20 protein-coding genes are annotated in these 22,395 nt (G+C 63.0%); 13 read left to right on the top strand and 7 right to left on the bottom strand.

The annotated features are described in order from the left end of the window. Positions 1–9 precede the first annotated feature (9 nt). From lepB to JIM94_RS05310, 3 genes are read left to right on the top strand one after another with little or no spacing between them, the layout of a single operon-like run. Positions 10–825 (top strand): signal peptidase I, encoded by an 816-nt coding sequence (gene lepB / locus JIM94_RS05320; RefSeq protein ID WP_248085597.1) that lies wholly within the window; start codon positions 10–12, stop codon positions 823–825. A 44-nt stretch (positions 826–869) separates the two neighbouring features. Beyond that, a complete protein-coding gene (locus tag JIM94_RS05315) occupies positions 870–1,544 on the top strand; it encodes a ribonuclease HII (RefSeq protein WP_200255525.1) in 675 nt (224 codons plus the stop codon). Next, entirely contained in the window at positions 1,541–1,846 is a 306-nt protein-coding gene (locus tag JIM94_RS05310) for a DUF2469 domain-containing protein (RefSeq protein ID WP_198736179.1), read from the top strand. The genes JIM94_RS05315 and JIM94_RS05310 overlap by 4 nt, the downstream gene beginning before the upstream one ends. A 1,719-nt stretch (positions 1,847–3,565) precedes the next feature. On the opposite strand, the gene JIM94_RS05305 is transcribed toward JIM94_RS05310, so the two are convergent. Beyond that, positions 3,566–5,272 (bottom strand): P-loop NTPase fold protein, encoded by a 1,707-nt coding sequence (locus tag JIM94_RS05305; protein WP_336296540.1) that lies wholly within the window; start codon positions 5,270–5,272, stop codon positions 3,566–3,568. Continuing rightward, positions 5,256–5,678 (bottom strand): P-loop NTPase fold protein, encoded by a 423-nt coding sequence (locus JIM94_RS11295; RefSeq protein ID WP_200255523.1) that lies wholly within the window; start codon positions 5,676–5,678, stop codon positions 5,256–5,258. Before JIM94_RS11295 ends, JIM94_RS05305 begins: the two co-directional genes overlap by 17 nt. Positions 5,679–6,246: 568 nt before the next feature. Here JIM94_RS11295 and JIM94_RS05300 point away from each other — a divergent pair. From JIM94_RS05300 to JIM94_RS05285, 4 genes are all read left to right on the top strand, one after another. Further along, positions 6,247–6,612, top strand: a complete 366-nt coding sequence (locus JIM94_RS05300; RefSeq protein ID WP_200255521.1) for a YraN family protein — start codon at positions 6,247–6,249, stop codon at positions 6,610–6,612. After that, the gene (locus tag JIM94_RS05295) at positions 6,599–8,128 is read left to right on the top strand and encodes a YifB family Mg chelatase-like AAA ATPase (protein WP_200255514.1); all 1,530 of its coding nucleotides are present in this window, start codon (positions 6,599–6,601) and stop codon (positions 8,126–8,128) included. Before JIM94_RS05300 ends, JIM94_RS05295 begins: the two co-directional genes overlap by 14 nt. Further along, positions 8,121–9,329: a DNA-processing protein DprA gene (dprA, locus tag JIM94_RS05290; protein ID WP_234040212.1), complete on the top strand. Its 1,209-nt coding sequence runs from the start codon at positions 8,121–8,123 to the stop codon at positions 9,327–9,329. The genes JIM94_RS05295 and dprA overlap by 8 nt, the downstream gene beginning before the upstream one ends. Positions 9,330–9,651: 322 nt before the next feature. Continuing rightward, on the top strand, positions 9,652–10,551 hold the full coding sequence (locus tag JIM94_RS05285; protein ID WP_200255508.1) for a tyrosine recombinase XerC: 900 nt from the start codon (positions 9,652–9,654) through the stop codon (positions 10,549–10,551). On the opposite strand, the gene JIM94_RS05280 is transcribed toward JIM94_RS05285, so the two are convergent. Next, positions 10,526–11,059, bottom strand: a complete 534-nt coding sequence (locus tag JIM94_RS05280) for a murein hydrolase activator EnvC family protein (RefSeq protein ID WP_200255506.1) — start codon at positions 11,057–11,059, stop codon at positions 10,526–10,528. The genes JIM94_RS05285 and JIM94_RS05280 overlap by 26 nt on opposite strands. A gap of 427 nt (positions 11,060–11,486) precedes the next feature. On the opposite strand from JIM94_RS05280, the gene rpsB reads away from it, so the two are divergent. The 5 genes from rpsB (at position 11,487) to JIM94_RS05255 (ending at position 16,347) form a co-directional block, all read left to right on the top strand. Continuing rightward, complete coding sequence (rpsB, locus tag JIM94_RS05275; RefSeq protein ID WP_200255504.1) at positions 11,487–12,341, top strand: 30S ribosomal protein S2; 855 nt, start codon at positions 11,487–11,489, stop codon at positions 12,339–12,341. A gap of 346 nt (positions 12,342–12,687) precedes the next feature. Further along, positions 12,688–13,515 (top strand): translation elongation factor Ts, encoded by an 828-nt coding sequence (gene tsf, locus JIM94_RS05270; protein ID WP_200255502.1) that lies wholly within the window; start codon positions 12,688–12,690, stop codon positions 13,513–13,515. A 201-nt stretch (positions 13,516–13,716) separates the two neighbouring features. Further along, positions 13,717–14,448 (top strand): UMP kinase, encoded by a 732-nt coding sequence (pyrH, locus tag JIM94_RS05265; RefSeq protein WP_200255500.1) that lies wholly within the window; start codon positions 13,717–13,719, stop codon positions 14,446–14,448. Positions 14,449–14,597: 149 nt separating this feature from the next. Beyond that, positions 14,598–15,155 (top strand): ribosome recycling factor, encoded by a 558-nt coding sequence (gene frr / locus JIM94_RS05260; RefSeq protein WP_200255498.1) that lies wholly within the window; start codon positions 14,598–14,600, stop codon positions 15,153–15,155. Positions 15,156–15,285: 130 nt separating this feature from the next. Further along, on the top strand, positions 15,286–16,347 hold the full coding sequence (locus JIM94_RS05255; protein WP_200255496.1) for a phosphatidate cytidylyltransferase: 1,062 nt from the start codon (positions 15,286–15,288) through the stop codon (positions 16,345–16,347). A 90-nt stretch (positions 16,348–16,437) separates the two neighbouring features. Here JIM94_RS05255 and JIM94_RS05250 read toward each other — a convergent pair whose 3' ends face one another. Further along, positions 16,438–16,821 carry a LapA family protein gene (locus JIM94_RS05250; RefSeq protein WP_200255494.1) on the bottom strand — a complete coding sequence of 128 codons (384 nt, stop codon included), beginning with the start codon at positions 16,819–16,821 and terminating at the stop codon, positions 16,438–16,440. Between the two features lie 82 nt (positions 16,822–16,903). Here JIM94_RS05250 and rlmN point away from each other — a divergent pair, with 82 nt between their 5' ends. After that, the gene (rlmN, locus tag JIM94_RS05245; RefSeq protein ID WP_200255492.1) at positions 16,904–18,001 is read left to right on the top strand and encodes a dual-specificity RNA methyltransferase RlmN; all 1,098 of its coding nucleotides are present in this window, start codon (positions 16,904–16,906) and stop codon (positions 17,999–18,001) included. A gap of 95 nt (positions 18,002–18,096) precedes the next feature. Here rlmN and JIM94_RS05240 read toward each other — a convergent pair whose 3' ends face one another. From JIM94_RS05240 to JIM94_RS05230, 3 genes are read right to left on the bottom strand one after another with little or no spacing between them, the layout of a single operon-like run. Beyond that, on the bottom strand, positions 18,097–20,001 hold the full coding sequence (locus tag JIM94_RS05240; protein WP_200255489.1) for a dipeptide ABC transporter ATP-binding protein: 1,905 nt from the start codon (positions 19,999–20,001) through the stop codon (positions 18,097–18,099). Further along, positions 19,998–21,062 (bottom strand): ABC transporter permease, encoded by a 1,065-nt coding sequence (locus tag JIM94_RS05235; protein ID WP_200255487.1) that lies wholly within the window; start codon positions 21,060–21,062, stop codon positions 19,998–20,000. The genes JIM94_RS05240 and JIM94_RS05235 overlap by 4 nt, the downstream gene beginning before the upstream one ends. Further along, positions 21,062–22,045: an ABC transporter permease gene (locus tag JIM94_RS05230; RefSeq protein WP_200255485.1), complete on the bottom strand. Its 984-nt coding sequence runs from the start codon at positions 22,043–22,045 to the stop codon at positions 21,062–21,064. The genes JIM94_RS05235 and JIM94_RS05230 overlap by 1 nt, the downstream gene beginning before the upstream one ends. Positions 22,046–22,395 lie beyond the last annotated feature (350 nt).

Below are 22,395 nucleotides of genomic sequence, written 5' to 3'. Positions count from 1 at the left end.
TGGTCCGACGTGAACGAACCGACGAACCCCACCCCCGAACCGAACTCGCGTGAGCTCCAGGTAGGGGAGAGCACCAGCCACACCGACGGCGCAGAGGCCCCCACCCCGGACACCCGGGGACAGAAGAAGGCCTACCCGTGGTACGTCGAGATCCCCGTCGTCGTGGTCCTCACCCTCGTCGTGGTCGCGGTCATGCAGCTGTTCGTCGGGCGGATCTACCTCATCCCCTCACAGTCCATGGAACCCACCCTCCACGGCTGCGAGGGCTGCACCGGTGACCGGATCGCCGTCGACAAACTGACCTACCGGTTCAGTGACCCCAAACCCGGCGACGTCGTCGTGTTCAAGGGAACCGACTCCTGGAACTCACAGTTCACCACCCACCGCTCGGAGAATCCCGCCATCAGGGGCCTCCAGAACCTCGGATCCTACGTCGGACTCGTCGCCCCGGACGAAAACACACTGGTCAAGAGGATCATCGCCACCGGAGGACAAACCATCGAATGCCAGGAAGGTGACCCCGGGGTCATGGTCGACGGCAAACAGGTGGAGGACTTCTTCATCCAGCAGCCCCCGACCTACCCCGTCGACGAACGCACCGGCTCCGAGGCCTGCGGCGGCCCCTACTTCGGACCGATCACCGTCCCGGCGGACAACATCTTCGTCATGGGCGACAACCGCACCAACTCCGCCGACTCCCGCTACCATCTCGGCGACCAGTACCAGGGCACCATCCCCGAGGAGAACATCCGCGGCAAGGTACAGGCCATCATCCTGCCGATCAGCCGCATCGGACTCGTCGACAACCCCGACATCCAGCACTGAGCGACGTGGCGTCCCACACCCTACGACACGTACGGGTCCGCAGGATGCCCCAGGCACGGACCCTCGAACACACCCTCGACAAACACGGCCTCGGCCCCGTCGCCGGTGTCGATGAAGCAGGGCGCGGCGCCTGCGCCGGACCGATCTCCATAGCGGCCTGCGTGCTCCCGGACCGCCCCATCCCCGAACTGGAACGCCTCACCGACTCCAAGAAACTCAGCCCAGCGCTCCGCGCCCGCCTCGCACCGCTGATCAAGGACACCGCCCTCGCCTGGACGGTCGTCCTCATCGACGCCGCCGACATCGACCGCTGGGGCATCCAGCAAGCCAACATCTCCGGAATGCGCCGCGCGGTCGCCCAGCTCTCCACCCCGCCCGGATACGTCCTCACCGACGCCATGCGGGTCCCCGGCTTCGGGACACCCAGCCTGCCGATCATCGGTGGCGACGCCGCCGCCCGGTGCATCGCCGCAGCCAGTGTGCTCGCGAAACAGACACGCGACGAGATCATGGTCGAACTCGACCGCACACACCCCGGATACGGCTTCGCCGGACACAAGGGCTACGGAACCTCCGCCCACATGGACGCGGTGCGCCGCCACGGCGCAAGCCCCGTCCACCGCTACACTTACGCCAATGTGGCCACGGCACACCGACAGTGGTGTGCCGGGTCAACGTCAGCTGTCACACGCGGCACCGAGGAGGTCAGGCACGAATGAGCGCCGAAGAACTGGAGAACTACGAGGCAGAGGTCGAACTGTCGCTGTACCGCGAATACCGCGACGTCGTCAGCCAGTTCTCCTACGTCGTCGAGACCGAGCGCCGTTTCTACCTCGCCAACGCCGTGGAACTCATCCCGCGCAACGCCAACGGAGAGGTGTACTACGAGGTACGCATGTCCGACGCCTGGGTCTGGGACATGTACCGCTCCGCGCGTTTCGTGCGCTTCGTCCGCGTGATCACCTTCAAGGACGTCAACATCGAGGAACTCGACAAACCGGAGATGATCATCCCGGAGTGATTCCGGGGGCACAGCGATTTCGGGAGGGATTGGTCTTCTAGGTGCTCATCGGGCCTATGTACCCAAGGGGGTCCCACTGACATGGATTCGTCGGCGCGGATACCGGAGTGCCGACGCCTCACCTTCGGAGTATCTCAGCATGGCACGGATTGCGTTCTAAGGTTCCGGCGTGAGCACGTTGCTCATGTCTGATGAAACGGACATGCTACAAGACCGGTGACACTCGAGATGGACGACCTGGGGGCTGGCTGGAAAGAAGTCACCATGCCTAGGTCCGATCCCAGAAAAGCTCCGTGACGATGTAGCACGCGTGGCTGGCAACCGTGACCACAGACGTCACGGTAGAGCAGGTGTCAATAACGTCGGGGACCACCCGATGACACTGACCAGATGGCTGCGCTAAGACCGCGTCGATACTGGTGAGTAACTGGGAACCAATACCATGTGGTCGAAAGCCCTGGGTGAGGCCAACCGGCGTGTCGGCTTGTTGGAGCAGGAGAAGGAAATATAGATCGGCGCCGTGGCGTACCGCCCAAGATGATCTGCCGGGACCAGACTCCACCTACTCGTGAGCCGAGCTCCCCGCCGGCGAGACTTCGGCGGCGGCGACCTTGTCGGGTGTTGAATCGCTCCCGTCAGCCCTACTACCATTGACGTGTCTGCCCGGTGACCGACGCCGAGTGAGCCAAGACCTAACGCACTAACGCGTTGTTTGATGCTCACCGTGATGATCCGGAGTTCGGCTACCGATTCCCGGCAGATCAGTCCCGAGCCGCGGTCCAGCCGATGGCTGAAACAATAACCAATGGCGGATCTGCAGGGTGAACCGGTGGTGGTCGAATTTGGGAATCTAGGGTTTTGACAAGCAAAAATGCGACATTTTACCGGTTCAGGATGATCTCGTGCAAGGTTAGTTGACCGCTAACGGGCTGAACGATTATGGCTCACTGGCGCCAGACCGCTGAACGCTAGTTGCACCTGTACGCGGTCAATGAAGTGTTCCCGGTCTGGATCGCGGGCTACTTAACTCGTCCGAAAATGGAAAGCCGAATTCGTGGTCATGATCTTGAACAATTCCTTTCCGGGAACCTTCAGCAGCCGATCTATCGTAACTGCATGATCGGTTCGACGAGCTGGGTAGGTGTGGCCGAGGGATGGGCAACGCCGTCGTGGGGAGGGTGTTCGGATTGTTACAGTACAACGTTTTCAACCGGTGCCGGTGAATCACCCGTGACGGTCTGTGGATCGCGACTGTCACCAAGATGAACGGACATACCGCCGCCGACGGAGACAGAAACGGTTCAGGTGTTCACCCCGTCGATTTTGAGACAATATTGGCAATCGCCCCGACCGGTCTGCGTAACAATGTCACCCGTTCCAGCGGCAGAGGTTGTTCAAGCCAATCTCGGTGCGTATATTCGTCACTGCGTTCAGATAAAGAATCTCCCGCTGGATAAGCGCTAGAGCTACGGGCTCTTCAAGATATTGAGCTGCCAGCTACAACTTTATCTCTATATATATGGGACCAATCTTTGTCAGGTCGGCTAATATAATTGCGGTTGTCCCGAACTACAAATTCGATCTCCCGTGATTCTGGCTCAATCTGAGCATGATTGAGGGGTGGTGGAAACCTATCGAGGAAGGCCTGCTATAGCTACGGGTAAGGAATCTTTCCGCCTATAATTCTGACCGCAGTCTTCAAACGTCGATGAGAGTTTGTTACTCAACGAACTGGCTCGAGAATAAACGACGTTGACTTATTGAAAAATTCGGCCAATCTTCTGTTGACACGTAATCGGCAGAACGGGCAGGGATGCCGGTAACCTCGGCAAAAAAGTCCCCAGAGAATGAGGCGGCAACTGGGACATCAGGGCTGCCAGCGGAATAAAAGAAAGAGACGAACCTGGCCGCAACATCACCTTTTGTGAAATCTTGCTGCTTTAAGCCGTGCGCGATTTCTTTCTTTAGTTCTTCGAATTTGTTAGATGCTGCCAATAGTTCATAGCGTAGAATGCTGGACTTTTCGTCTGCATTGTCGCCGTTTTTCAAGCTGTCTAAAAGGTGTGGTAGTAAGCGATTGGCCTCGTTATTAATCACTCTATCCAGAGCGGTTTGGGCCTCTTGGGTCATATGGCTATGACCGTGTTTCGTTATCATGATAACACCAATTCGAAGATTGGTATCGGAGCACTTCAATAGAGATTCGGAAAAGGCTGAATCCGACAATTCTGGACTGGAATGTAGAAGTCCATCCAGTAGGGTGGCGGCCCAATAGCATAACTGGTCAATCTTTGAGGTTAGTGAAACTCGATGATCGTTTCTACACTCTCCGATTAGTTTCATCGCTATTCCCAGTAGCTCAAGATTTACAGGCCCCGTGGTTGCTTCAGTTTTTTTCTTGGGTCCATGGTCGGGATAACGTTCACGTATTTTACTAATTGCCAGCATGCTCCGATCGACGTTCTGGTCAAATAGTAAATCTCGAATACCCTGATCGTTCCCATTCGCCGCTGTTTTCAATGCCTCAGTGATAGATGAGTCACGAATGTCGTTGTCGGGGATGGTCTGTGCTAGATAACGATCAAAATAGTCGGGGTGTGCAAACCTGCGTGCTACTGCTCTTGGCCCATTATTATTAAAGGCGGCGGGAAAAATTGTATTGAGAACGGTTAAAGCATCCTCGCGGTCTTCAGCAAGTTCAAGACCTGTTACGAGAAAGTCCAAATCGGATGCTTTTCCTGAATTATTTAGATAATTACTAAATTGTGGTTGGTGTGCGCGTGTTAATCTATCTTTGCTTGATTGTAGCTTCGCAAAAACATCCGGGAACTGTACTCGAAGGAAAGTTGCTAGTATGAGGTCGACCTCGTTCATCTCATCGAGATCCTGGGTGAAGAATTGCTCGCGTACCTGTGCTAGGAATCGATCGATTGACCGGGGTGTTCTTAGTTGTCTCGGCATTGTAGTGAGAATGATCTTATTAAAGCGTGTTTTTTCGAAGCTAGTTTCGATCCGAATGGGTGAGACGATTTCTGTGAGGCTGTCGTCGAGTATTTTTATTATTTTATTTGTAAGGAGCGGTGGGACTGTGAGAGGATACTGGACGATTTTTTCCATGAATGCGCGTGCTCGCTTTTTGGAAGAAGTTCCTTGACCAGATTCGCGAAGGGTTTCTATGATGGTTTCTTCATCGTAAGCCAGTAGGAAATCTACGCCGGGAAATCGACCAATTAGACGGACTACTTTTAAAAGGTCGAGTAGTTCATTGGTTTGGAGCCGGTCGATATCGTCAACAACTACGAGCACCGGTGTATCTAATTCACGAAAGCTATTCGATATTTCTTCGAATGCAATATCCCAAGGCTTCTCAAGGCGTTTGGAAAGTGTCGTCGCTAAATCACTCGCCGCCTTACCGAGGTACGGTATTAATGATAGTAAGGGGCTGGCGATATCCGAGTATGAGGTAATCAGATTGCGTAGAGTCTCCTTTTTTTTCTGGAGGCAATACTGTGGATAGTGCTGCGAAAAACTCTGAAAACAGGCTTTCTGTACTCGACGTTGCCCAGGGAGTGAAAGTTACAACTTTCCATCTATTATTCTTTTGAACTTCCAGTAGGTAGAAACTAATAAGCGTAATTATAGAGGATTTGCCGCTTCCCCAAGGGCCTGAAATTCCATAAACAATACTTGATTCTGGGTTGTGGTTCCGTGCTATTAACTCAGCAGCTTGTTTGGCCCAAGGGGCGCGGTTGAGACGATCTTCTGCTATTGACCGGATGGGATCATCGTCCCACTTCTTTTTGGCAGAGTTGGTGATCGGATTTCTATTCATTGGTAGGCTTCCATTTTGTTGAATCTGAGGATTATGTAGACCGTTATATAATTTGGGTTCTGAAGGTGTGGTGCGAGTATCGTCAAGAAGAAATAGGTTTCTTTTCTTGCATATTATACGTATATAAAATAGTTTTAGATAAATAAGTGTAGGGTATTAGATTTGGGTTTTGTCAAAGGTGACCTCGGATACTTAATTTAATGGATGGTCGTGAAGGTTGTCAAGCTAATGAAATATCTTAGTGTCCCAAACCAATAGAACTTTGTGTTTCTTTTGTTTTGGCTTGTGAGCCCACGGATTGTCCAGTGGTTTGGGGTTTAATGTATGTGGATATCTTCGAGGCAAGGTGTTGTGGGTGCAGTAGTGGTGGATAGCTAGTTTGGCCTAAGAGACTGCGTCATGTCGTTCCCGAACGCCGGTGGACAACCACCGGTTCCGGCGTGTTGTGCACAGCGACTGGTCATGAGGAATGTCCGACGCGCGTGTTTCGGGGACGGTGAGGTCAGCCACCTCCGTTGCATAAGACGGGGGAGGAAACCACATCATCGATCCTCCGGGAGTCACCCGAATGTCCATTCCCACACCCGCTGAACTCGGTCGTGCCGGTGAAGAAGCCGCCGCCCGGCACTACACGTCCAAGGGCGACCGCATCCTCGCCAGGAACGTTTCCTGCCCTCAAGGGGAGATCGACCTGATTGTCGAGGCTGCGGACGGAACCGTCGTCTTCGTCGAAGTGAAGACCCGCTCCACGGCGTCGTTCGGTGGGGTCGAGGCGGTCTCGCCGCTCAAGTTCTCCAGGATCAGGAGGGCTGCGGCTGTCTGGCTGGCGGAGCATCCCGCGCATTCGGTGCGTTTCGACGCGGTTCTGGTTACCCCGCACGCGGGTCACTGGTCGATCGAGTGCTGGGAGGATATCGACCGTGGCGCTCGGTAGGACCCGCACCGCAGCGGTCAGGGGTGTCACGGCCAGTGTCATCGACGTGGAGGTGAATGTCGGGCGCGGGTTACCCGGTGTCAGTGTCCTCGGGCTCGGGGACGCCGCTGTCAGTGAAGCGCGGGACCGGATCCGTACCGCGTGCCAGAACTCGGGCCTGCCGTGGCCTCGTACGCGGATCGTGGTGAGTCTCTCACCGGCGTCGCTGCCGAAATCCGGTTCGGGATTCGATCTCGCGATGGCGCTGGCGATCCTGACGGCCGGCGGATCGGTCCCGGCGGAGGATGACCGGTTGGCCTCGACGCTGGTGCTGGGGGAGATCGGTCTCAACGGGGCGGTCCGCCCGGTGACGGGCGTCCTGCCGTGTCTGCTCGCGGCCCGCGCGGCGGGCCTGACCGGAGCCGTCATTCCCCGGGGCAATGCCGGTGAGGCGGCACTGATTCCGTCGTTTCCCGTCATGATCGCCGACACCCTCGACGAGGTTCTCCGGTGGGTGACAGGTACCGGGGCCCTCACCGCAGCAGTCGATGTCGGTTCCGACGTCGCCGAGGTTCCGGCGGACACGGACTTCGCGGATGTCGTGGGGCAGCCGGAGGCCCGGCTGGCGGCGGAGATCGCCGCGGCCGGTGGTCACCACATGTTGATGATCGGTCCGCCCGGGTCCGGGAAGTCCATGATCGCGGCACGCCTCCCGGGCATTCTCCCGCCGTTGACGGAGCGGGAGTGCCTGGCGGCGACCGCCGTTCACTCCGTGGCCGGACGGACGTTCACCGGCATCGTGTCGAGGGCGCCGTTCATCGCTCCCCACCACAGTGTCACGCGTGCGGCGCTGCTCGGCGGTGGCGGGAGCCCGCTGCCGGGGGCTGTGAGTCTCGCGCATCACGGTGTCCTCTTCCTCGACGAGGTCAGCGAGATTCCCGCCCGCATCCTCGACTGTCTCCGGACTCCGCTCGACACCGGTGCGGTGCGGATCCTCCGGTCCAGACGGGACGTGACGTTCCCCGCCCGTTTCCAGTTGGTGATGGCCGCCAACCCGTGTCGCTGCGCGTCAGACGATCCCCGCCGGTGCCGGTGCCGTTCCGGGGAACGGTCACGGTACCTCAGCAACCTCTCCGGTCCACTGCGGGACAGGATCGACCTCCACGTCAGGACCCGGGCCAGGTCTACGGTCATCACACCGGGGGACGAGGAATCATCGGACGTGATCGCCGGACGGGTGGCCGCAGCCCGGGAGCGGGCGGCGGCCCGGTGGCGGCGTGCCGGGCTGGAGACGACGCTCACCGCCGGTGTCAGGGGAACGGTGCTGCGCCGGGAACATCCAGCCGATGATGTGGCGATGGCACTGCTCGCGGCGCACACGGCGCGGGGCCGGATCAGCCAGCGGCGCGTCGACCGGACGCTCCGGGTCGCCTGGACACTCGCGGACCTGGAGGGACGCAACGTCCCCGATCTGGATCATGTGGCCCGTGCCCTGGACTACTCCGACGTCGTGGACGGTGGTGGAACCGATGACTGAACCGATGCGCGGGACACTCACGGTCAACGACCGGTGGTCGGCCCGGCGACACGCGTGGGCCTACCTCTCGCGGGTTATCGAGGGCCCCTCGGCACCGCTCCGGCAGCTGCTCGCCGAAGGCCGGGACGTCGAAGCCATCGCACACGGGGTGAAGCGGAGGGAACCGTGGATCGGGTCGTTGCTCGGACAGACCGCCGCCCGGTACCGGACCGACAGTGCCGCACACGATCTCCTCACGGCCGACAGGAACGGCACCCGGCTCATCACCCCGGACGATGACGAATGGCCGTCCGAACCCCTGGACAGGGCCTTCGGCTTCGCCGACGCCGCGCGGGATCACGTCGGACGGGCCGGTGGGCGGGATGCCGTGGCGCCGCACGCTCTGTGGGTTCGCGGCGGATCGCCCGCACAACTCGTGCAGAGATCCGTCGCCATCGTCGGCACCCGGTCCATCACCCGCTACGGCTGGGAGGTCACCCGCATGCTCGTGGAAGGGCTCGCGGCGTCCCGGTGGACCATCGTGTCCGGGGGAGCGCTCGGGGTGGACACCGTCGCCCACGAGACCGCGCTGGCGAACGGGACCCCCACCGTCGCGGTCGCGGCGTGTGGCCCGGGCCGGACCTACCCGGCCCGTAACGCCGCCCTGTTCGACCGCATCGCCGGTGACGGGGCCCGGGGTGCCGTCATCTCCGAATACCCACCCGGTGTCCATCCGGCGCGGCACCGTTTCCTCACCAGAAACCGGCTCGTCGCGGCGCTCAGCGGTGGAACCGTGGTGGTGGAGGCGGCGTGGCGTTCCGGTGCACTCAACACCCTCACCTGGGCGGCACGGCTCGGATCCGTGACGATGGCCGTACCCGGCCCGGTGACCGGTCACGGATCCCTCGGCTGTCACGAGCGGATCCGCAACGGGGACGCGCAGCTCGTCACCACGGCCGGGGAGATCAGGGAACTCATCGAGCCGCTCGGTACCGTCGACGTACGGGCGCAGTACGAGTTCGCCTTCCCCGCCGACAGGATTCAGTCGTTGAGTCACATGGAACTCAAGGTGTTCGACGCCACCTCTACTGAGAGCCGCATCACAGAAATGGTGGCCGCGGAGGCCGGAATCACAGTTCCCCTGGCCGTCCACATCCTGGTTGACCTGCAGCAGAAGGGGCTGGTCCAACGGGATGGGCGGTCGTGGCGACGTACCGGATGAATGATCGGCGGAAGAAATTTCAGCCAAAGGGTTGCACGATTGCGAAGCCAACCCTAAAGTTGCAGAGGCAAGCCTAAGTTACTGCTTCAAGGTTCGGGCTGGTTCCTTGTAGCAACTGCCTCTGAAGCTTCTCACGCACCGGGCGGTGTCCGCACCTCCAAGTCCTGGATGAGGCTGATGAAGGCGCTAGGGTTATGCATATGGGTGAGTCAGATGCGAAGGCGGCACGGTCAGTGATGATCGTGCCGCCTTCCGCATGTCCCGGGTACACGGCCGGGAGATGCTCCCCGTCGACGCACGGTGCAGACAGAGGGGAGGGCTCATGAACGACAGGACAACCCCGACGGGGCCGCTACCCGAGGCGCTCGAGGACTTCTGCGAACATCTCTCCCTCGTGGAGAACCGCTCCGACGCCACCGTACGCGCCTACCGCAGTGACCTCGCTCCACTTCTCGGCACCCTGTCCGGATGGGGTGACCTCACCCAGGCCACGCTGCGGACGTGGCTCGCCGACGCGCACCGTGCGGGCCTCGCCCGCGCGACCCTCGCCCGACGCACCGCCGCCGTCCGTTCCTTCAGCTCCTGGGCCGCTCGCCAGGGATATCTCGACACCGACGTCGCCGCCCGGCTCGCCACCCCGAAAACCTCCCGTCACCTGCCCCGGGTCCTCGACCCCGGGGAAGCGGCCGACGTCGTCGGGGCGGCGGACGCCACCAGTGAACCCGAGCAACTCCGGGACGCGGCCATGCTCGAATTCCTCTACGCCACCGGAGTCCGGATATCCGAACTCTGCGGCCTCGATGTCGCCGATGTCGATCTCGCCGCGAGAACGGCACGGGTCACGGGTAAGGGCAATAAGCAGCGTGTCCTCCCGTTCGGTTCCACCGCCGCGAAAGCGGTCTCCGCCTGGTTGGAGAAGGGGCGCGGGCATCTGGCCACCGGTGCGGAGGGTGCGCTGTTCGTCGGTGTGCGGGGTGGGCGGATCAATCCCCGGCAGGTCCGCCGCATCGTGCACGCCGCAGCGGCCGCAGCCGGCGCGGACGGGCTCACGCCCCACGGGATCCGGCACAGCACCGCCACCCATCTGCTCGACGGTGGGGCGGACATCCGGGAGGTCCAGGAACTGCTGGGGCATTCCTCGCTGCAGACGACCCAGATCTACACGCACGTCTCCACCGCACGCCTCGGTGAGGCGTTCAGGCAGGCTCATCCACGGGCTTGAGCCTGATCAACGGCCGCGGCAGCAGTCCGAGCGGATTGATGTAGTCCCCGTCCCTGAGGGCGCCCCAGCTGACGCCCGGCCACCCGCGCGGGTTTCGGCCCAGTGTGCCTATCACCTGCCCCTCGCGGACGGTGTCGCCCGCCGACACGGTTCCGGTGACGGGCTGGTAGGTGGTGCGGGTGCCGTCCGCGTGGTCGACGGACACCGTTCCCGTTCCGGCCACGGTGCCGGAGAAGAAGACGGTTCCGTCGCCGGCCGCATGAACCGGTGCACCGTGGGGGAGTTCGAGATCGACGCCCCGGTGGCCGGGCAGCCAGTCGTGTTCGGGAGGGTCGAAGAGCCGGAGAACCCGGCCGGGGGCCTCTCGGCCCGTGGCGGGGGAGACCCAGGCGTCGGCGGTCACCGCCGACCGTCCGTGGACGGCCAGGCACAGGAGGATCAGGGATGTGAGGGCGCCCGCAGCGGCTTTTCGGTGGGAGCCGTGACGGTGGTGCTGTCGGATACTCATCCGTCCGATGCTTCCGGACCCGCTGTCCGGGGGAGCGTAAATGAACCCGGGGTGTGGATGACGTGGCACATGTGGCCCCTGGTGTCACGGTTGTGGATGGCCGGTGGTCCGCCGGCCGATCCTTTTGGTCTACGGGTCCGTTCGGGGCTAGAATCACCGGTTAGCAGTGTGCCCGTTCCCGGGTGCGCTGACTACGCGCGGCCGCGTGCCGGACGCACCTGATCGATCCGATCCCGTTTCCCGGGGTCCGTGACCGGTCGGGCCAGCTGCCGGAAACCTGATATAGGCCACTCGAGGTCCCGCCCAACGCCCCTGTTCACGTGGGGACGGTGTGCGGGTGAGGGGTCGGGTGTCGGTCGCCAGGGTGCGGGACGAAAACCCGCACAATCAAAAACCGAAACTCCGAGCACAGAAAGGGAGCATCACCATGGCAGTTGTGACCATGCGCGAGCTTCTCGACGCCGGTGTCCACTTCGGACACCAGACCCGCCGTTGGAACCCGAAAATGAAGCGTTTCATTTTCACGGACCGTAACGGCATCTACATCATCGATCTTCAGCAGACGCTGACCTACATCGACCAGGCCTACGAGTTCGTCAAGGAGACCGTCGCCCACGGCGGCACCATCCTCTTCGTCGGCACGAAGAAGCAGGCCCAGGAAGCTGTGGCCACCGAGGCCGAGCGCGTCGGTATGCCCTACGTCAACCACCGTTGGTTGGGCGGCATGCTCACCAACTTCCAGACCGTCTCCAAGCGTCTGCACCGCATGAAGGAACTTCAGGCCATGGATGCGGCCGAGAACGGCTACGAGGGTCGCACCAAGAAGGAAATCCTCATGCTGACCCGCGAGCGCACCAAGCTCGAGCGTGTCCTCGGTGGTATCGCCGACATGACCCGGGTGCCCTCGGCGCTCTGGATCGTCGACACCAACAAGGAGCACATCGCGGTCAATGAGGCGCACAAGCTGAACATCCCGGTCGTCGCCGTGCTGGACACGAACTGCGACCCCGATGTCGTCAACTTCCCGATCCCGGGCAACGACGACGCGATCCGCTCCATCTCCGTCCTGAGCCGCATCATCTCCTCCGCCGTCGAGGCAGGCAAGAAGGCCCGCTCCGACCGCGAGCTGGCCGCAGCCAAGGAGAGCGCCGGCGAGAGCAAGGCCGAGGCCACCGAGGAGACCGCCAAGGTCGAGGTCGCGGCCAAGGTCGAGGCCACCGAGGCTGTCGCGGAGTCCGCTCCGAAGGAAGACGCCGCCGCGTCCGAGCAGTCTGCGGAGTAGTCACCACCTCCGTCAGGCCACCTGAACCCCCTCGCCGCGACCCAGCCACCGCGTGGAGCCGGAGATCTCTCCGCCGCCGTGCGCATCAACCGACCACCCCCGTGGTCGGGGGCCGGGGAGGACCAAGGCGCGGGGGTTTCGTGTCGGACCCGGTAACTCCGGCTGCGCCGGAAGGCTGCGGAACCGGCCGGTGGTCAGGCACACTGGAAACCCGAGGGGGATTCCGGGCGTCGCGGATGCCCCACGTCCGGCACACAGAGCGCCGGCGTTTGGCTAAGCTCGTCCACGACGAACGTCACCGCACAGATTTCTACTTTCATAACCAATCAAGGAGGATCGCCCCATAATGGCGAACTACACCGCTGCAGACGTCAAGAAGCTCCGTGACATCACGGGCTCCGGCATGATGGCCTGCAAGAAGGCCCTCGCGGAACACGACGGCGACTTCGACAAGGCCATCGAGTTCCTGCGCATCAAGGGCGCCAAGGACGTGGGCAAGCGTGCCGAGCGCACCGCCGCCGAGGGTCTCATCGCCGTCTCCGGCAACACCATGGTCGAGATCAACTCCGAGACCGACTTCGTCGCCAAGAACGACGAGTTCAAGGCTTTCGCCGCCAAGATCGCCGAGGCCGCCGCCTCCGTGAAGGCCAACACCCCGGAGGAGCTCCGGAACGCCCCGGTCGACGGTTCCACCGCCGACGAGGCCATCCAGCAGCTCTCCGCCAAGATCGGCGAGAAGCTGGAACTGCGTCGCGCCGTCACCGTCGAGGGCGACAACGTCGCCGTCTACCTGCACCACCGTGCCGCTGACCTTCCCCCGGCGGTCGGCGTTCTCGTCGCCTACACCGGCGAAGGTGAGGAGGCCGCTGAGGCCGCCCGCGTCGCCGCCATGCAGGTCGCCGCGATGAAGGCCAGCTACCTCAACCGCGAGGACGTCCCCGCCGACGTCGTGGAGAAGGAGCGCACCATCGCCGAGACCATCTCCCGCGAGGAGGGCAAGCCGGAGAAGGCTCTGCCCAAGATCGTCGAGGGACGTCTCAACGGCTTCTTCAAGGATGTCTGCCTCAACGAGCAGGCTTCCGTGACGGACAACAAGAAGACCGTCAAGACCATCATGGAGGAGGCCGGCGTCACCCTCACCGGTTTCGTCCGCTACGAGGTCGGCCAGCACTAGCAGCCGCCGTTCCTCCGACGAACCCCCGATCCCGGTTGCCGGGACCGGGGGTTCGTCTCTTCGTCGCCACCGTCGGTGGACGGTGCGGGCGGTTTCGGGTGGTGGTGCGTCGTCCGCATCGTGGTGCCGCCTGTGGCTCAGGTAAGATCGGCCGGTGGTAGAACAACGAAGGCACGAACCACAACGGAAGGACAGTGCGGCATGGCCGATGAAGCGGGCGCCAGACGTCAGGGATTCAAACGGGTGATGTTGAAGCTCGGGGGGGAGATGTTCGGCGGCGGCAAGGTCGGCATCGATCCGGACGTCGTGGAGAACGTCGCCCGCCAGATCGCGGGCGTCGTGCAGAACGGAACCGAGGTGGCCGTCGTCATCGGTGGCGGCAACTTCTTCCGGGGGGCACAGCTCCAGCAGCGTGGCATGGACCGTGCCCGCTCCGACTACATGGGCATGCTCGGCACCGTGATGAACTGTCTCGCCCTCCAGGATTTCCTCGTGCAGCTCGGTATCGACTGCCGCGTCCAGACGGCGATCAACATGGCGCAGGTCGCCGAGCCCTATCTTCCGTTGCGCGCGAAGCGTCACCTGGAGAAGGGGCGGGTCGTCATCTTCGGTGCGGGTATGGGTATGCCGTACTTCTCCACGGACACGACCGCGGCCCAGCGCGCCCTGGAGATCGACTGTGAGGTCCTTCTGATGGCGAAGGGCGTCGACGGGGTCTACGACTCCGACCCCCGGACGAACCCGGATGCGGAGCTGTTCGACCGGATCACCCCCCGGGACTGCATCGAGAAGGGGCTCAAGGTCGCGGACGCCACCGCGTTCTCTCTGTGCATGGACAACAACATGCCCATCCTGGTGTTCAATCTGCTCACCGAGGGGAACATCGCACGCGCCGTCACCGGTGAACGTATCGGAACCCTCGTCCAGTCCTGATAGATTTATCGGGAGCAAGAGAATAAACCAGTCCAGGCCATTCCAGTTCGCCTGCACCGTCACCGCCGCGCCGTGCCACCGACCGTGGTGGTGCGGGGCAGCGGACGCGGGAGCGGGCGGGCCGAGTCATAAGGAACAGACGAACCACCATGATCGATGACACCCTCCTCGAAGCCGAAGAGCGCATGTCCAACTCCGTCGAGCACGCCCGTGAGGATCTGACGACGATCCGCACCGGTCGCGCGAACCCGGGAATGTTCAACGGCATCGTCGCCGAGTACTACGGTGTGCCGACACCCATCACGCAGATGGCGACGATCTCCGTCCCGGAGCCCCGGATGCTCATCATCCGTCCGTACGAGCAGAACGTGATGAACGAGATCGAGAACGCGATCCGGAACTCGGATCTCGGTGTCAACCCGACGAACGACGGTCAGGTGCTGCGGGTCACCGTCCCGCAGCTCACCGAGGAGCGGCGTCGGGACATGGTCAAGCTGGCCAAGTCCAAGGGCGAGGACGCCAAGATCGCGATCCGTAACGTGCGTCGCAAGCACATGGAGGTCCTGAAGAAGATCCAGAAGGACGGCGACGCGGGAGAGGATGAGGTCATCGCGGCGGAGAAGGAGCTGGACAAGACGACCCAGAGGTACGTCGCCCAGGTCGATGAACTCGTGGAGAAGAAGGAGAAGGAGTTGATGGAGGTCTAGATGGCCACCATCGAATCCGGTAGAACGCCCCCGGCCGCGCCCGTCGACACCCCGTTGGGCGGGATGACGGTCGCTGCGGCGGTGACGGCCCCCGCGGTGTCGCCCCGGGGCATCTCAGTGCGGATCCACCATGTCTGATAACCACACCCCACCCCAGAACCGTGCCGGTAAGGCGGTACGGGGATCCGGTGACCCGGATCCCCGGCTGTCCGATGTCCGCGTCGACCCCGAAGACCCGGAGAACGACACGGATCCGGATGAGTCGGTGCGGAATCTGTTCTCCGGTGCTCTGCGCGGGGGCAGCGGTGACGTCACCGACTCTCTCCGTGCACTCGGGCTCGATCACCTGCCCAAACCCCGGAACTCGGCGGGGCGGGACCTGAAGAAGGCCGTCGGTGTCGGTGTCGGCCTCGGTGCCCTCGTTCTGCTGATGATCTTCGTCGTCCCCTTCGGCTGGTATCCGGCGGTCGCCGCTGCGGTGGCCGTCGCGACCTGGGAGGTCCATTCCCGGTTGAAGGAGAGCGGATACGTCATCCCCCGCGTGATTCTTCTCGCCGGGGGACAGCTGATGCTGTGGTTGTCGTGGCCGTTCGGCACCAAGGGGCTGGTCGCCGGCTTCGTGGTGAGCGTGCTCGCGTTGATGTTCGGCCGGTTGTTCCACCACGGTGCGAACACCGCACCGCAGAACTATCTGCGGGACACCTCGCTCGGGATCTTCGTCCTCACCTGGATCCCCCTGTTCGCGTCGTTCGCGGCCATGCTGTCCCTGATCACCCGGGAGGGGGTTCCGGGGCAGATGTTCATCGTCACGTTCATGGTCTGCGTCATCGCCTCCGACATCGGCGGTTTCATCTTCGGCGTCCTGTTCGGCGCACACCCCATGGCGCCCGCGGTCAGCCCGAAGAAGTCCTGGGAGGGTTTCGCCGGTTCCCTTCTCCTCGGGACGGTGTCAGGTGTACTTCTCGTCCACTTCCTCCTCGATGACATCTGGTGGCGTGGACTGCTCCTCGGGCCGGGACTGGTCATCTGCGCGACCCTGGGGGACCTCGTCGAGAGCCAGTTCAAGCGGGAACTGGGAATCAAGGACATGTCGACGCTTCTTCCCGGACACGGTGGTCTGATGGACCGGTTGGACGGGCTGCTGCCGTCCGCTATGGTCACGTGGCTCGTGCTGAGTTTCCTCCAGACCTGATCCCCGCACCCCGGCGCAGCACACCTTCACGCGCGTACGCCCCCGCCCGGTCGACCGGGCGGGGGCGTACGCGCGTGAAGGTACCGGTACTCAGCGCAGTTTCTTCAGTTCACGGCGCAGTTCCAGCATGCGGACCCCTCCGACGAGCGCCATGATGAGCGCACCGGCGATCGCGGCGAGGAGGACGCCGACCCCGGCGGGCACGGTGAACTCCCAGGCGAAGAGGGTGAGATCGACCGTGTGCTGGTTCTGCATGATGAAGACGAGGAGCAGAATCAGCAGCAGGGCCCCGATGATCATCGAGACCCACGTGCTCCCGGCGAGTGTGCGGCGTTTCGTGCCCGGGCCGTCCGGGACGGAGGGCACCTTCGGGGACGTCGAAGCAGCGGAGTCGGGATAGGCGGGAACCTGGTTCGACGCGTCAGGCGTCGGAGTTGTGTCGGGGGAGGACTCGGCCTCGTTGTTTCGGGTCATACCCCCATTCAACGATGCCGGGGTGGGATACACAACCCACGGTTCCACCGATCGGGCTGCGGCATGCAATGATGGGGGAATTATGACGAAGGAATTACCCCTGGTTTTCGCCGCCCCGAAAAGGGGTATGCCGCCCACGCATTTCGCTGATCTCGATGCCGACCGTCGCATCGAGACCCTCAAGGACCTCGGTCTACCCAGATTCCGTGCGGATCAGCTGGCCCGCCACTACTACGGGAGACTGGAAGCGGATCCGCGCACGATGACGGATCTCCCGGCCGCGCAACGCGACACGGTCCGGGAGGCGCTCTTCCCGGACATGATGACGTCTGTGCGCAGTATCAGCTGTGACGCGGGACAGACCAGCAAGACCCTCTGGCGGCTGCATGACGGCACCCTCCTCGAATCGGTCCTGATGCGCTACCCGGACCGTGCGACACTCTGCATCTCCTCCCAGGCGGGATGCGGGATGGCGTGCCCGTTCTGCGCCACCGGACAGGGGGGACTGGACCGCAACCTCTCCACCGGGGAGATCGTGGATCAGGTGCGGGCCGCCGCCGCCACGATGCGTGACGAGGGCGGCAGGCTCTCCAACGTCGTGTTCATGGGGATGGGGGAACCCCTGGCGAACTACAGGCGGGTCGTCCACGCCGTGCGGCAGATCACCGAACCCAACCCCGGTGGTTTCGGCATCTCCCAACGCAACGTCACTGTGTCGACCGTCGGTCTCGCCCCGGCCATCCGGCGGCTGGCCGACGAGGGGCTGTCCGTGACGCTCGCGGTGTCGCTGCACACCCCGGACGACGAACTCCGGGACACGCTCGTCCCGGTGAACAACCGCTGGTCCGTCGACGAGGTCCTGGATGCCGCCCGGTACTACGCTGACCGGACCGGACGCCGGGTGTCCATCGAGTACGCGCTGATCCGTGACATCAACGACCACGACTGGCGTGCGGACATGCTCGGCAAGAAACTCCGGCACGCCCTGGGGTCGCGTGTCCACGTGAACCTGATCCCGCTGAACCCGACCCCGGGATCGAAGTGGGACGCATCCCCGAGGGACCGGCAGAACGAGTTCGTGCGGCGCGTCGCGGCACAGGGCGTCGCCTGTACGGTCCGGGACACCCGGGGCCAGGAGATCGCCGCGGCGTGCGGCCAGCTCGCCGCCGAGGAACGCTGACGGCGACTTTCCGGGACGCGGTGGTGTGCGGTCCCGTCGTCGGATGGTGGGGAAGCGGCCGGTGGACAGGACCACCGGCCGCTTCCGGCTGTCGGTCAGGTCGTGATCTGTGAGTACGTCTCGTCGAGTGTGATCCGGGTCCGGTTGCGTTCGATCCTGGGATCCGGGACCGGGATCGCCGACATGAGTGCTCTGGTGTACGGGTGCCGGGGGTTGTCGAAGAGTTCATCGGTCGGGCCGTGCTCGACGAAGGTGCCCTTGTACATCACGGCGGCGCGGTCGGAGATGTGCCGGATCACGGACAGGTCGTGGGCCACGAAGAGATAGGAGATCCCGAGTCGGGCCTTGAGCTCGTCGAGGAGATTGAGCATGCCGGCCTGGATGGAGACGTCCAGTGCGGACACCGGCTCGTCGAGGACGATGAGGCTGGGGTTGGCCGCCAGTGCGCGTGCGAGGCTGATGCGTTGCCGTTGGCCACCGGAGAAGTGCCCGGGGAACCTGTCGACGTGTTCGGGGTTGAGTCCGACGAGGGACATGAGTTCGGAGACCCGGTCATCCTTGTCGCCGTCCCATCCGAGCGCGTCGAGGGGTTCCCTGAGTATCTCGGAGACGGTGAGTCTCGGGTCGAGTGCGCCCATCGGGTCCTGGAAGACGATCTGGATGTCCCTGCGCAGGAGTCGCCGCTCGCGGCGTGAGATGCGCGAGGTGTCCGTTCCGTTGAGGATGATGGTCGTCTCGTCGTCCGGATTGAGTTCCATCAGTTCCAGGAGGGTGGTGGTTTTTCCGCAGCCGGATTCTCCGACGACCGCGAAACACTCGCCGGCCCTGATGTCGAAGGTGAGGCCCTTGACCGCCTCCACCCAGCCGACCCGGCGTTTGAGCAGTGCCCCCTTCATCAGTGGATAGGTCTTGACGAGGTTCCGGACCTCGAGCACCGTGTCGCGTTCCTCGCGTGGAACGTGACCCAGGATCTCCTCCGGGCGGGGAGGCACGGGGAAGATGGGGTCACCGTCCAGGGTACGTCCGGAGATGCGGGAACTGCGTACGCAGGCGGCCTGCTGCCCCGGGCGGACCTCGGTGAGCGTGGGTTCACGGTCGAGGCAGGCGGGGATCGCGATGGGGCAACGGGGCGCGAAGGTGCAGGCGTCGGGAAGGTCGACGACGACCGGAGGGGAGCCCTCGATGGTGGTCAGGGCGGTTTTCTCGGTGGCGGCGAGGGACGGGATGGATCCGAGCAGTCCGACGGTGTAGGGCATCCTGGGGTCGTCGAAGAGTGTGTAGACGTCGGTTTTCTCCACGGGACGCCCCGCGTACATCACGAGGACGTCATCGGCGGTTCCCGCCACGACACCCATGTCGTGGGTGATCATGATCGTCGCGGCGTCGGTCTCCTTCTGCGCGAGTTTGATGAGGTCGAGGATCTGCGCCTGGATGGTCACATCGAGGGCCGTGGTGGGTTCGTCCGCGATGAGGACCTTCGGTTTGTTCGCGATGGCGATCGCGATGACGACCCTCTGCCGCATGCCACCGGAGAATTCGTGGGGGAAGGCCCTCGCCCGTGCGGCGGGGTCGGGGATCCCGACGAGGTCGAGGAGCTCGACGGCCTCGGCCCACGCCTTCTTCCGGGGGACGTCACGGTGCGCCCGGATGGCTTCGACGATCTGGGTCCCGATGTCGAAGACGGGGGTGAGAGCGGACAGCGGGTCCTGGAAGATCATGCCGATGTCGTTGCCCCGGATCCGTGACATCCCCGCATCCGACAGTCCCAGGATCTCCCGGTCGTCGAGCCGTACGGATCCGCTGATCGCGGCGTACGTGGGCAGCAGGCCCATGATGGCCATGGAGGTCACGGATTTGCCGGAGCCCGATTCCCCGACGATGCCGAGGGTCTTCCCGGGGTACAGGTCGAAGTCGACGCCCCGGACGGCTTCGACCGTGCCGGCTTCGGAGGGGAAGGAGACGTTGAGGTCGCGGACGGTGAGCACGGGTGACTGGCTCATGCGGTGCCTCCTGCTGCGGAGTTGGGGTCGAGGGCGTCACGCAGACCGTCGGCGATGAACGCCATGGAGACGGTGAGCATGGTGAGGACTGCGGCCGGGAAGTAGAACTCCCACGGTGATGATTCGAGGGCGTTGGCGCCCGTGGACAGGAGTGTTCCGAGTGAGACGTCGGGGATCTTCACCCCGAGGCCGAGGAACGACAGGCCGGTCTCGCTCATGACGGTGGACACGACTCCGAGCGTGAGATTGATGATGAGGAGGGAACCGATGTTCGGGATCATGTGCCGGATGATGATCCGGAGGGGGCTGACCCCCATGTACCGTGCGGCGCGGACGTACTCCCGCTCCCTCAGTGACAGGGCCATGGACCAGATCACGCGGGCGAAGTAGGTCCAGCCGAAGGCGATCAGCACGACGGTGAGCAGCTTCCAGTCACCGCCCGATCCCGCGACGAGCAGCGCGATGATGAGGAAGGAGGGGATGACCAGCAGGAAGTGGATCAGTCCGAGGATCGCCTTCTCCGCGTTACCGCCGAACAGTGCCGCCGAGGTTCCCACGAACGCGGAGATGACGGTCGTCCCGATGGAGACGAGCAGGGCGATGGTCAGGGATCTGCCGAGGCCGTGGACGGTCATCGCGTAGAGGTCGTTGCCGGAGGAGTTCGTCCCGAACCAGTGTTCCGCGTCCGGTGGTGTCGACAGGGCGAGGAAGTCCGGGTCATCGTAGGCCCATGCGGTGGTGAAGGGACCGATGACGGCGAGGAGGATGAGCCCGGTGAAGATGACGAGCCCGATGACGGCCATCCTGTTGCGGAGGAATCTCCTGCTGTAGAGCCGGGCTTTGCCCATCGGCCTGTTGGTGGCCGCGGGGGTTCCGGTGGGGAGGTCCGGGTCCAGTCCCCTGAGTCGTGGATGGTGTTCCTCGCCGTCGGCCTGCGCCTCGGCGACCGTCGATGACTGGGCGAAAGGCTGGGAGGCGATGGTCATGTCGGCGGTGGGGCCGACGGTGCCACCGAGGTTCTCCGTCTCGTCGTTTCCGTTGTTGCGGTATCTCTTGTGCATCAGCTCACCCTCACTCGGGGATCGAGGAAGACCACGAAGACATCGGACAGAATCGCGCCGATGGCGGTCATCGCCGCGCCGAACGCGGCGACCGCCACGACACCGTGGATGTCGTTCCTGGATATCGTCTGGATGAAGTACTGGCCCATTCCCTGCCAGCCGAAGATCGTCTCGGTCATGACGGCTCCCGTGAAGATCCCGGGGATGGAGAACGCGACGGTCGTCGCGACGGGGATGATCGAGGTGCGCAGCGCGTGCCGACGCACCGCCTGCCCCCTGGTGAGTCCCTTCGCCCGTGCGGTACGGACGTAGTCGGCGTTGATGTTGTCCAGGAGGAGGGAACGCTGGAGGAAGTGGTATCCGGCGTAGGAGATGATGACCAGTGACACGGTGGGGAGAATCAGGTGCTGGGCGAGGTCGATGACCGACGGCCAGAACCCCTCCACGCCGATGGAGGAGGCCCCGGTGACGTAGAAGACGTTGCGTCCGGCCGCGTGGTTGATCCTGATGGCGCCCCAGACCACGATCAGTGTCGCGACGACGATGTGGATGTTCATCGTGAAGATCGAGGTGAACTGCCAGAATCGGTCGCCCGCCCTGTACTGGCGTGAGGCGGTGTACACGCCGATCGAGATGCCGATGATGACGGAGAGCGCGGTGGCCAGCAGCATCAGTCGTGCCGACACCCAGACCCGGTAGGAGATCTGTTCGTTGACCGCGTCACCGATGGGGGAGGTTCCCCAGTTCCAGTGGAACAGGATGTCGGTGAGCCAGGTCCACCACCGTTCGAGGAGCGGTGTCTTGTCGTTGAGGTTCAACGGGGTGAGGATCGCATCGACGCGTTCCTCGGGGACTGGAGGCCGGCGTTCCGCGTAGTTGGACCGGGGGTTGAGGAACCCCGATGCCAGGAAGTAGGTGATGTTGACGGCGATGAAGATCATGCCGACCCAACTCACGGTCTTCTTCAGCAGGTACTTGATCATGTCGGGCGTTCCTTGTTCGACGTCATCCGCGTGTCGTGGAAACGGTGTGTTCGCGGTGGGACGGATGAATCGGGCGGCGGTGTGACGGTACGGGTGTGTCTGACGCCACAATATAGGCTCGGTTAAGCGGAAGTGAACACGACGTCGCCGACAGGTTTTCGACAGGGGGTGATCCGATGTCACCCGTACCGGGCTCTGCGGGCGGTGGATGGTGCGATGTCGGAGGTGAGGTGGGTTACACTCCGGGGTCGCCGTTGGCTCCGGCGGGGGTGAAAAAGTGTGGGCGAGGACCGCCCGTGAGTGCGTGATGTGACGGTGTCCGGGATGTGCGCGCATGAAAAAACCGCGAT

The organism is Corynebacterium pygosceleis (assembly GCF_016595275.2).
GTDB lineage: Bacteria > Actinomycetota > Actinomycetes > Mycobacteriales > Mycobacteriaceae > Corynebacterium > Corynebacterium pygosceleis.
This window is presented reverse-complemented; position numbering and strand designations above follow the sequence as displayed.

What these genes read in the sequence shown, in the direction of transcription:
- pyrH (WP_200255500.1), top strand. Translation starts at nt 13,717, where the DNA reads ATGGCCGATGAAGCGGGCGCCAGACGTCAGGGATTCAAACGGGTGATG.
- tsf (WP_200255502.1), top strand. Translation starts at nt 12,688, where the DNA reads ATGGCGAACTACACCGCTGCAGACGTCAAGAAGCTCCGTGACATCACG.
- dprA (WP_234040212.1), top strand. Translation starts at nt 8,121, where the DNA reads ATGACTGAACCGATGCGCGGGACACTCACGGTCAACGACCGGTGGTCG.
- JIM94_RS05255 (WP_200255496.1), top strand. Translation starts at nt 15,286, where the DNA reads ATGTCTGATAACCACACCCCACCCCAGAACCGTGCCGGTAAGGCGGTA.
- JIM94_RS05280 (WP_200255506.1), bottom strand. Translation starts at nt 11,059, where the DNA reads ATGAGTATCCGACAGCACCACCGTCACGGCTCCCACCGAAAAGCCGCT.
- JIM94_RS05315 (WP_200255525.1), top strand. Translation starts at nt 870, where the DNA reads ATGCCCCAGGCACGGACCCTCGAACACACCCTCGACAAACACGGCCTC.
- JIM94_RS05300 (WP_200255521.1), top strand. Translation starts at nt 6,247, where the DNA reads ATGTCCATTCCCACACCCGCTGAACTCGGTCGTGCCGGTGAAGAAGCC.
- JIM94_RS05230 (WP_200255485.1), bottom strand. Translation starts at nt 22,045, where the DNA reads ATGATCAAGTACCTGCTGAAGAAGACCGTGAGTTGGGTCGGCATGATC.
- JIM94_RS11295 (WP_200255523.1), bottom strand. Translation starts at nt 5,678, where the DNA reads ATGAATAGAAATCCGATCACCAACTCTGCCAAAAAGAAGTGGGACGAT.
- JIM94_RS05240 (WP_200255489.1), bottom strand. Translation starts at nt 20,001, where the DNA reads ATGAGCCAGTCACCCGTGCTCACCGTCCGCGACCTCAACGTCTCCTTC.
- JIM94_RS05250 (WP_200255494.1), bottom strand. Translation starts at nt 16,821, where the DNA reads ATGACCCGAAACAACGAGGCCGAGTCCTCCCCCGACACAACTCCGACG.
- rlmN (WP_200255492.1), top strand. Translation starts at nt 16,904, where the DNA reads ATGACGAAGGAATTACCCCTGGTTTTCGCCGCCCCGAAAAGGGGTATG.
- JIM94_RS05235 (WP_200255487.1), bottom strand. Translation starts at nt 21,062, where the DNA reads ATGCACAAGAGATACCGCAACAACGGAAACGACGAGACGGAGAACCTC.
- JIM94_RS05310 (WP_198736179.1), top strand. Translation starts at nt 1,541, where the DNA reads ATGAGCGCCGAAGAACTGGAGAACTACGAGGCAGAGGTCGAACTGTCG.
- frr (WP_200255498.1), top strand. Translation starts at nt 14,598, where the DNA reads ATGATCGATGACACCCTCCTCGAAGCCGAAGAGCGCATGTCCAACTCC.
- JIM94_RS05285 (WP_200255508.1), top strand. Translation starts at nt 9,652, where the DNA reads ATGAACGACAGGACAACCCCGACGGGGCCGCTACCCGAGGCGCTCGAG.
- rpsB (WP_200255504.1), top strand. Translation starts at nt 11,487, where the DNA reads ATGGCAGTTGTGACCATGCGCGAGCTTCTCGACGCCGGTGTCCACTTC.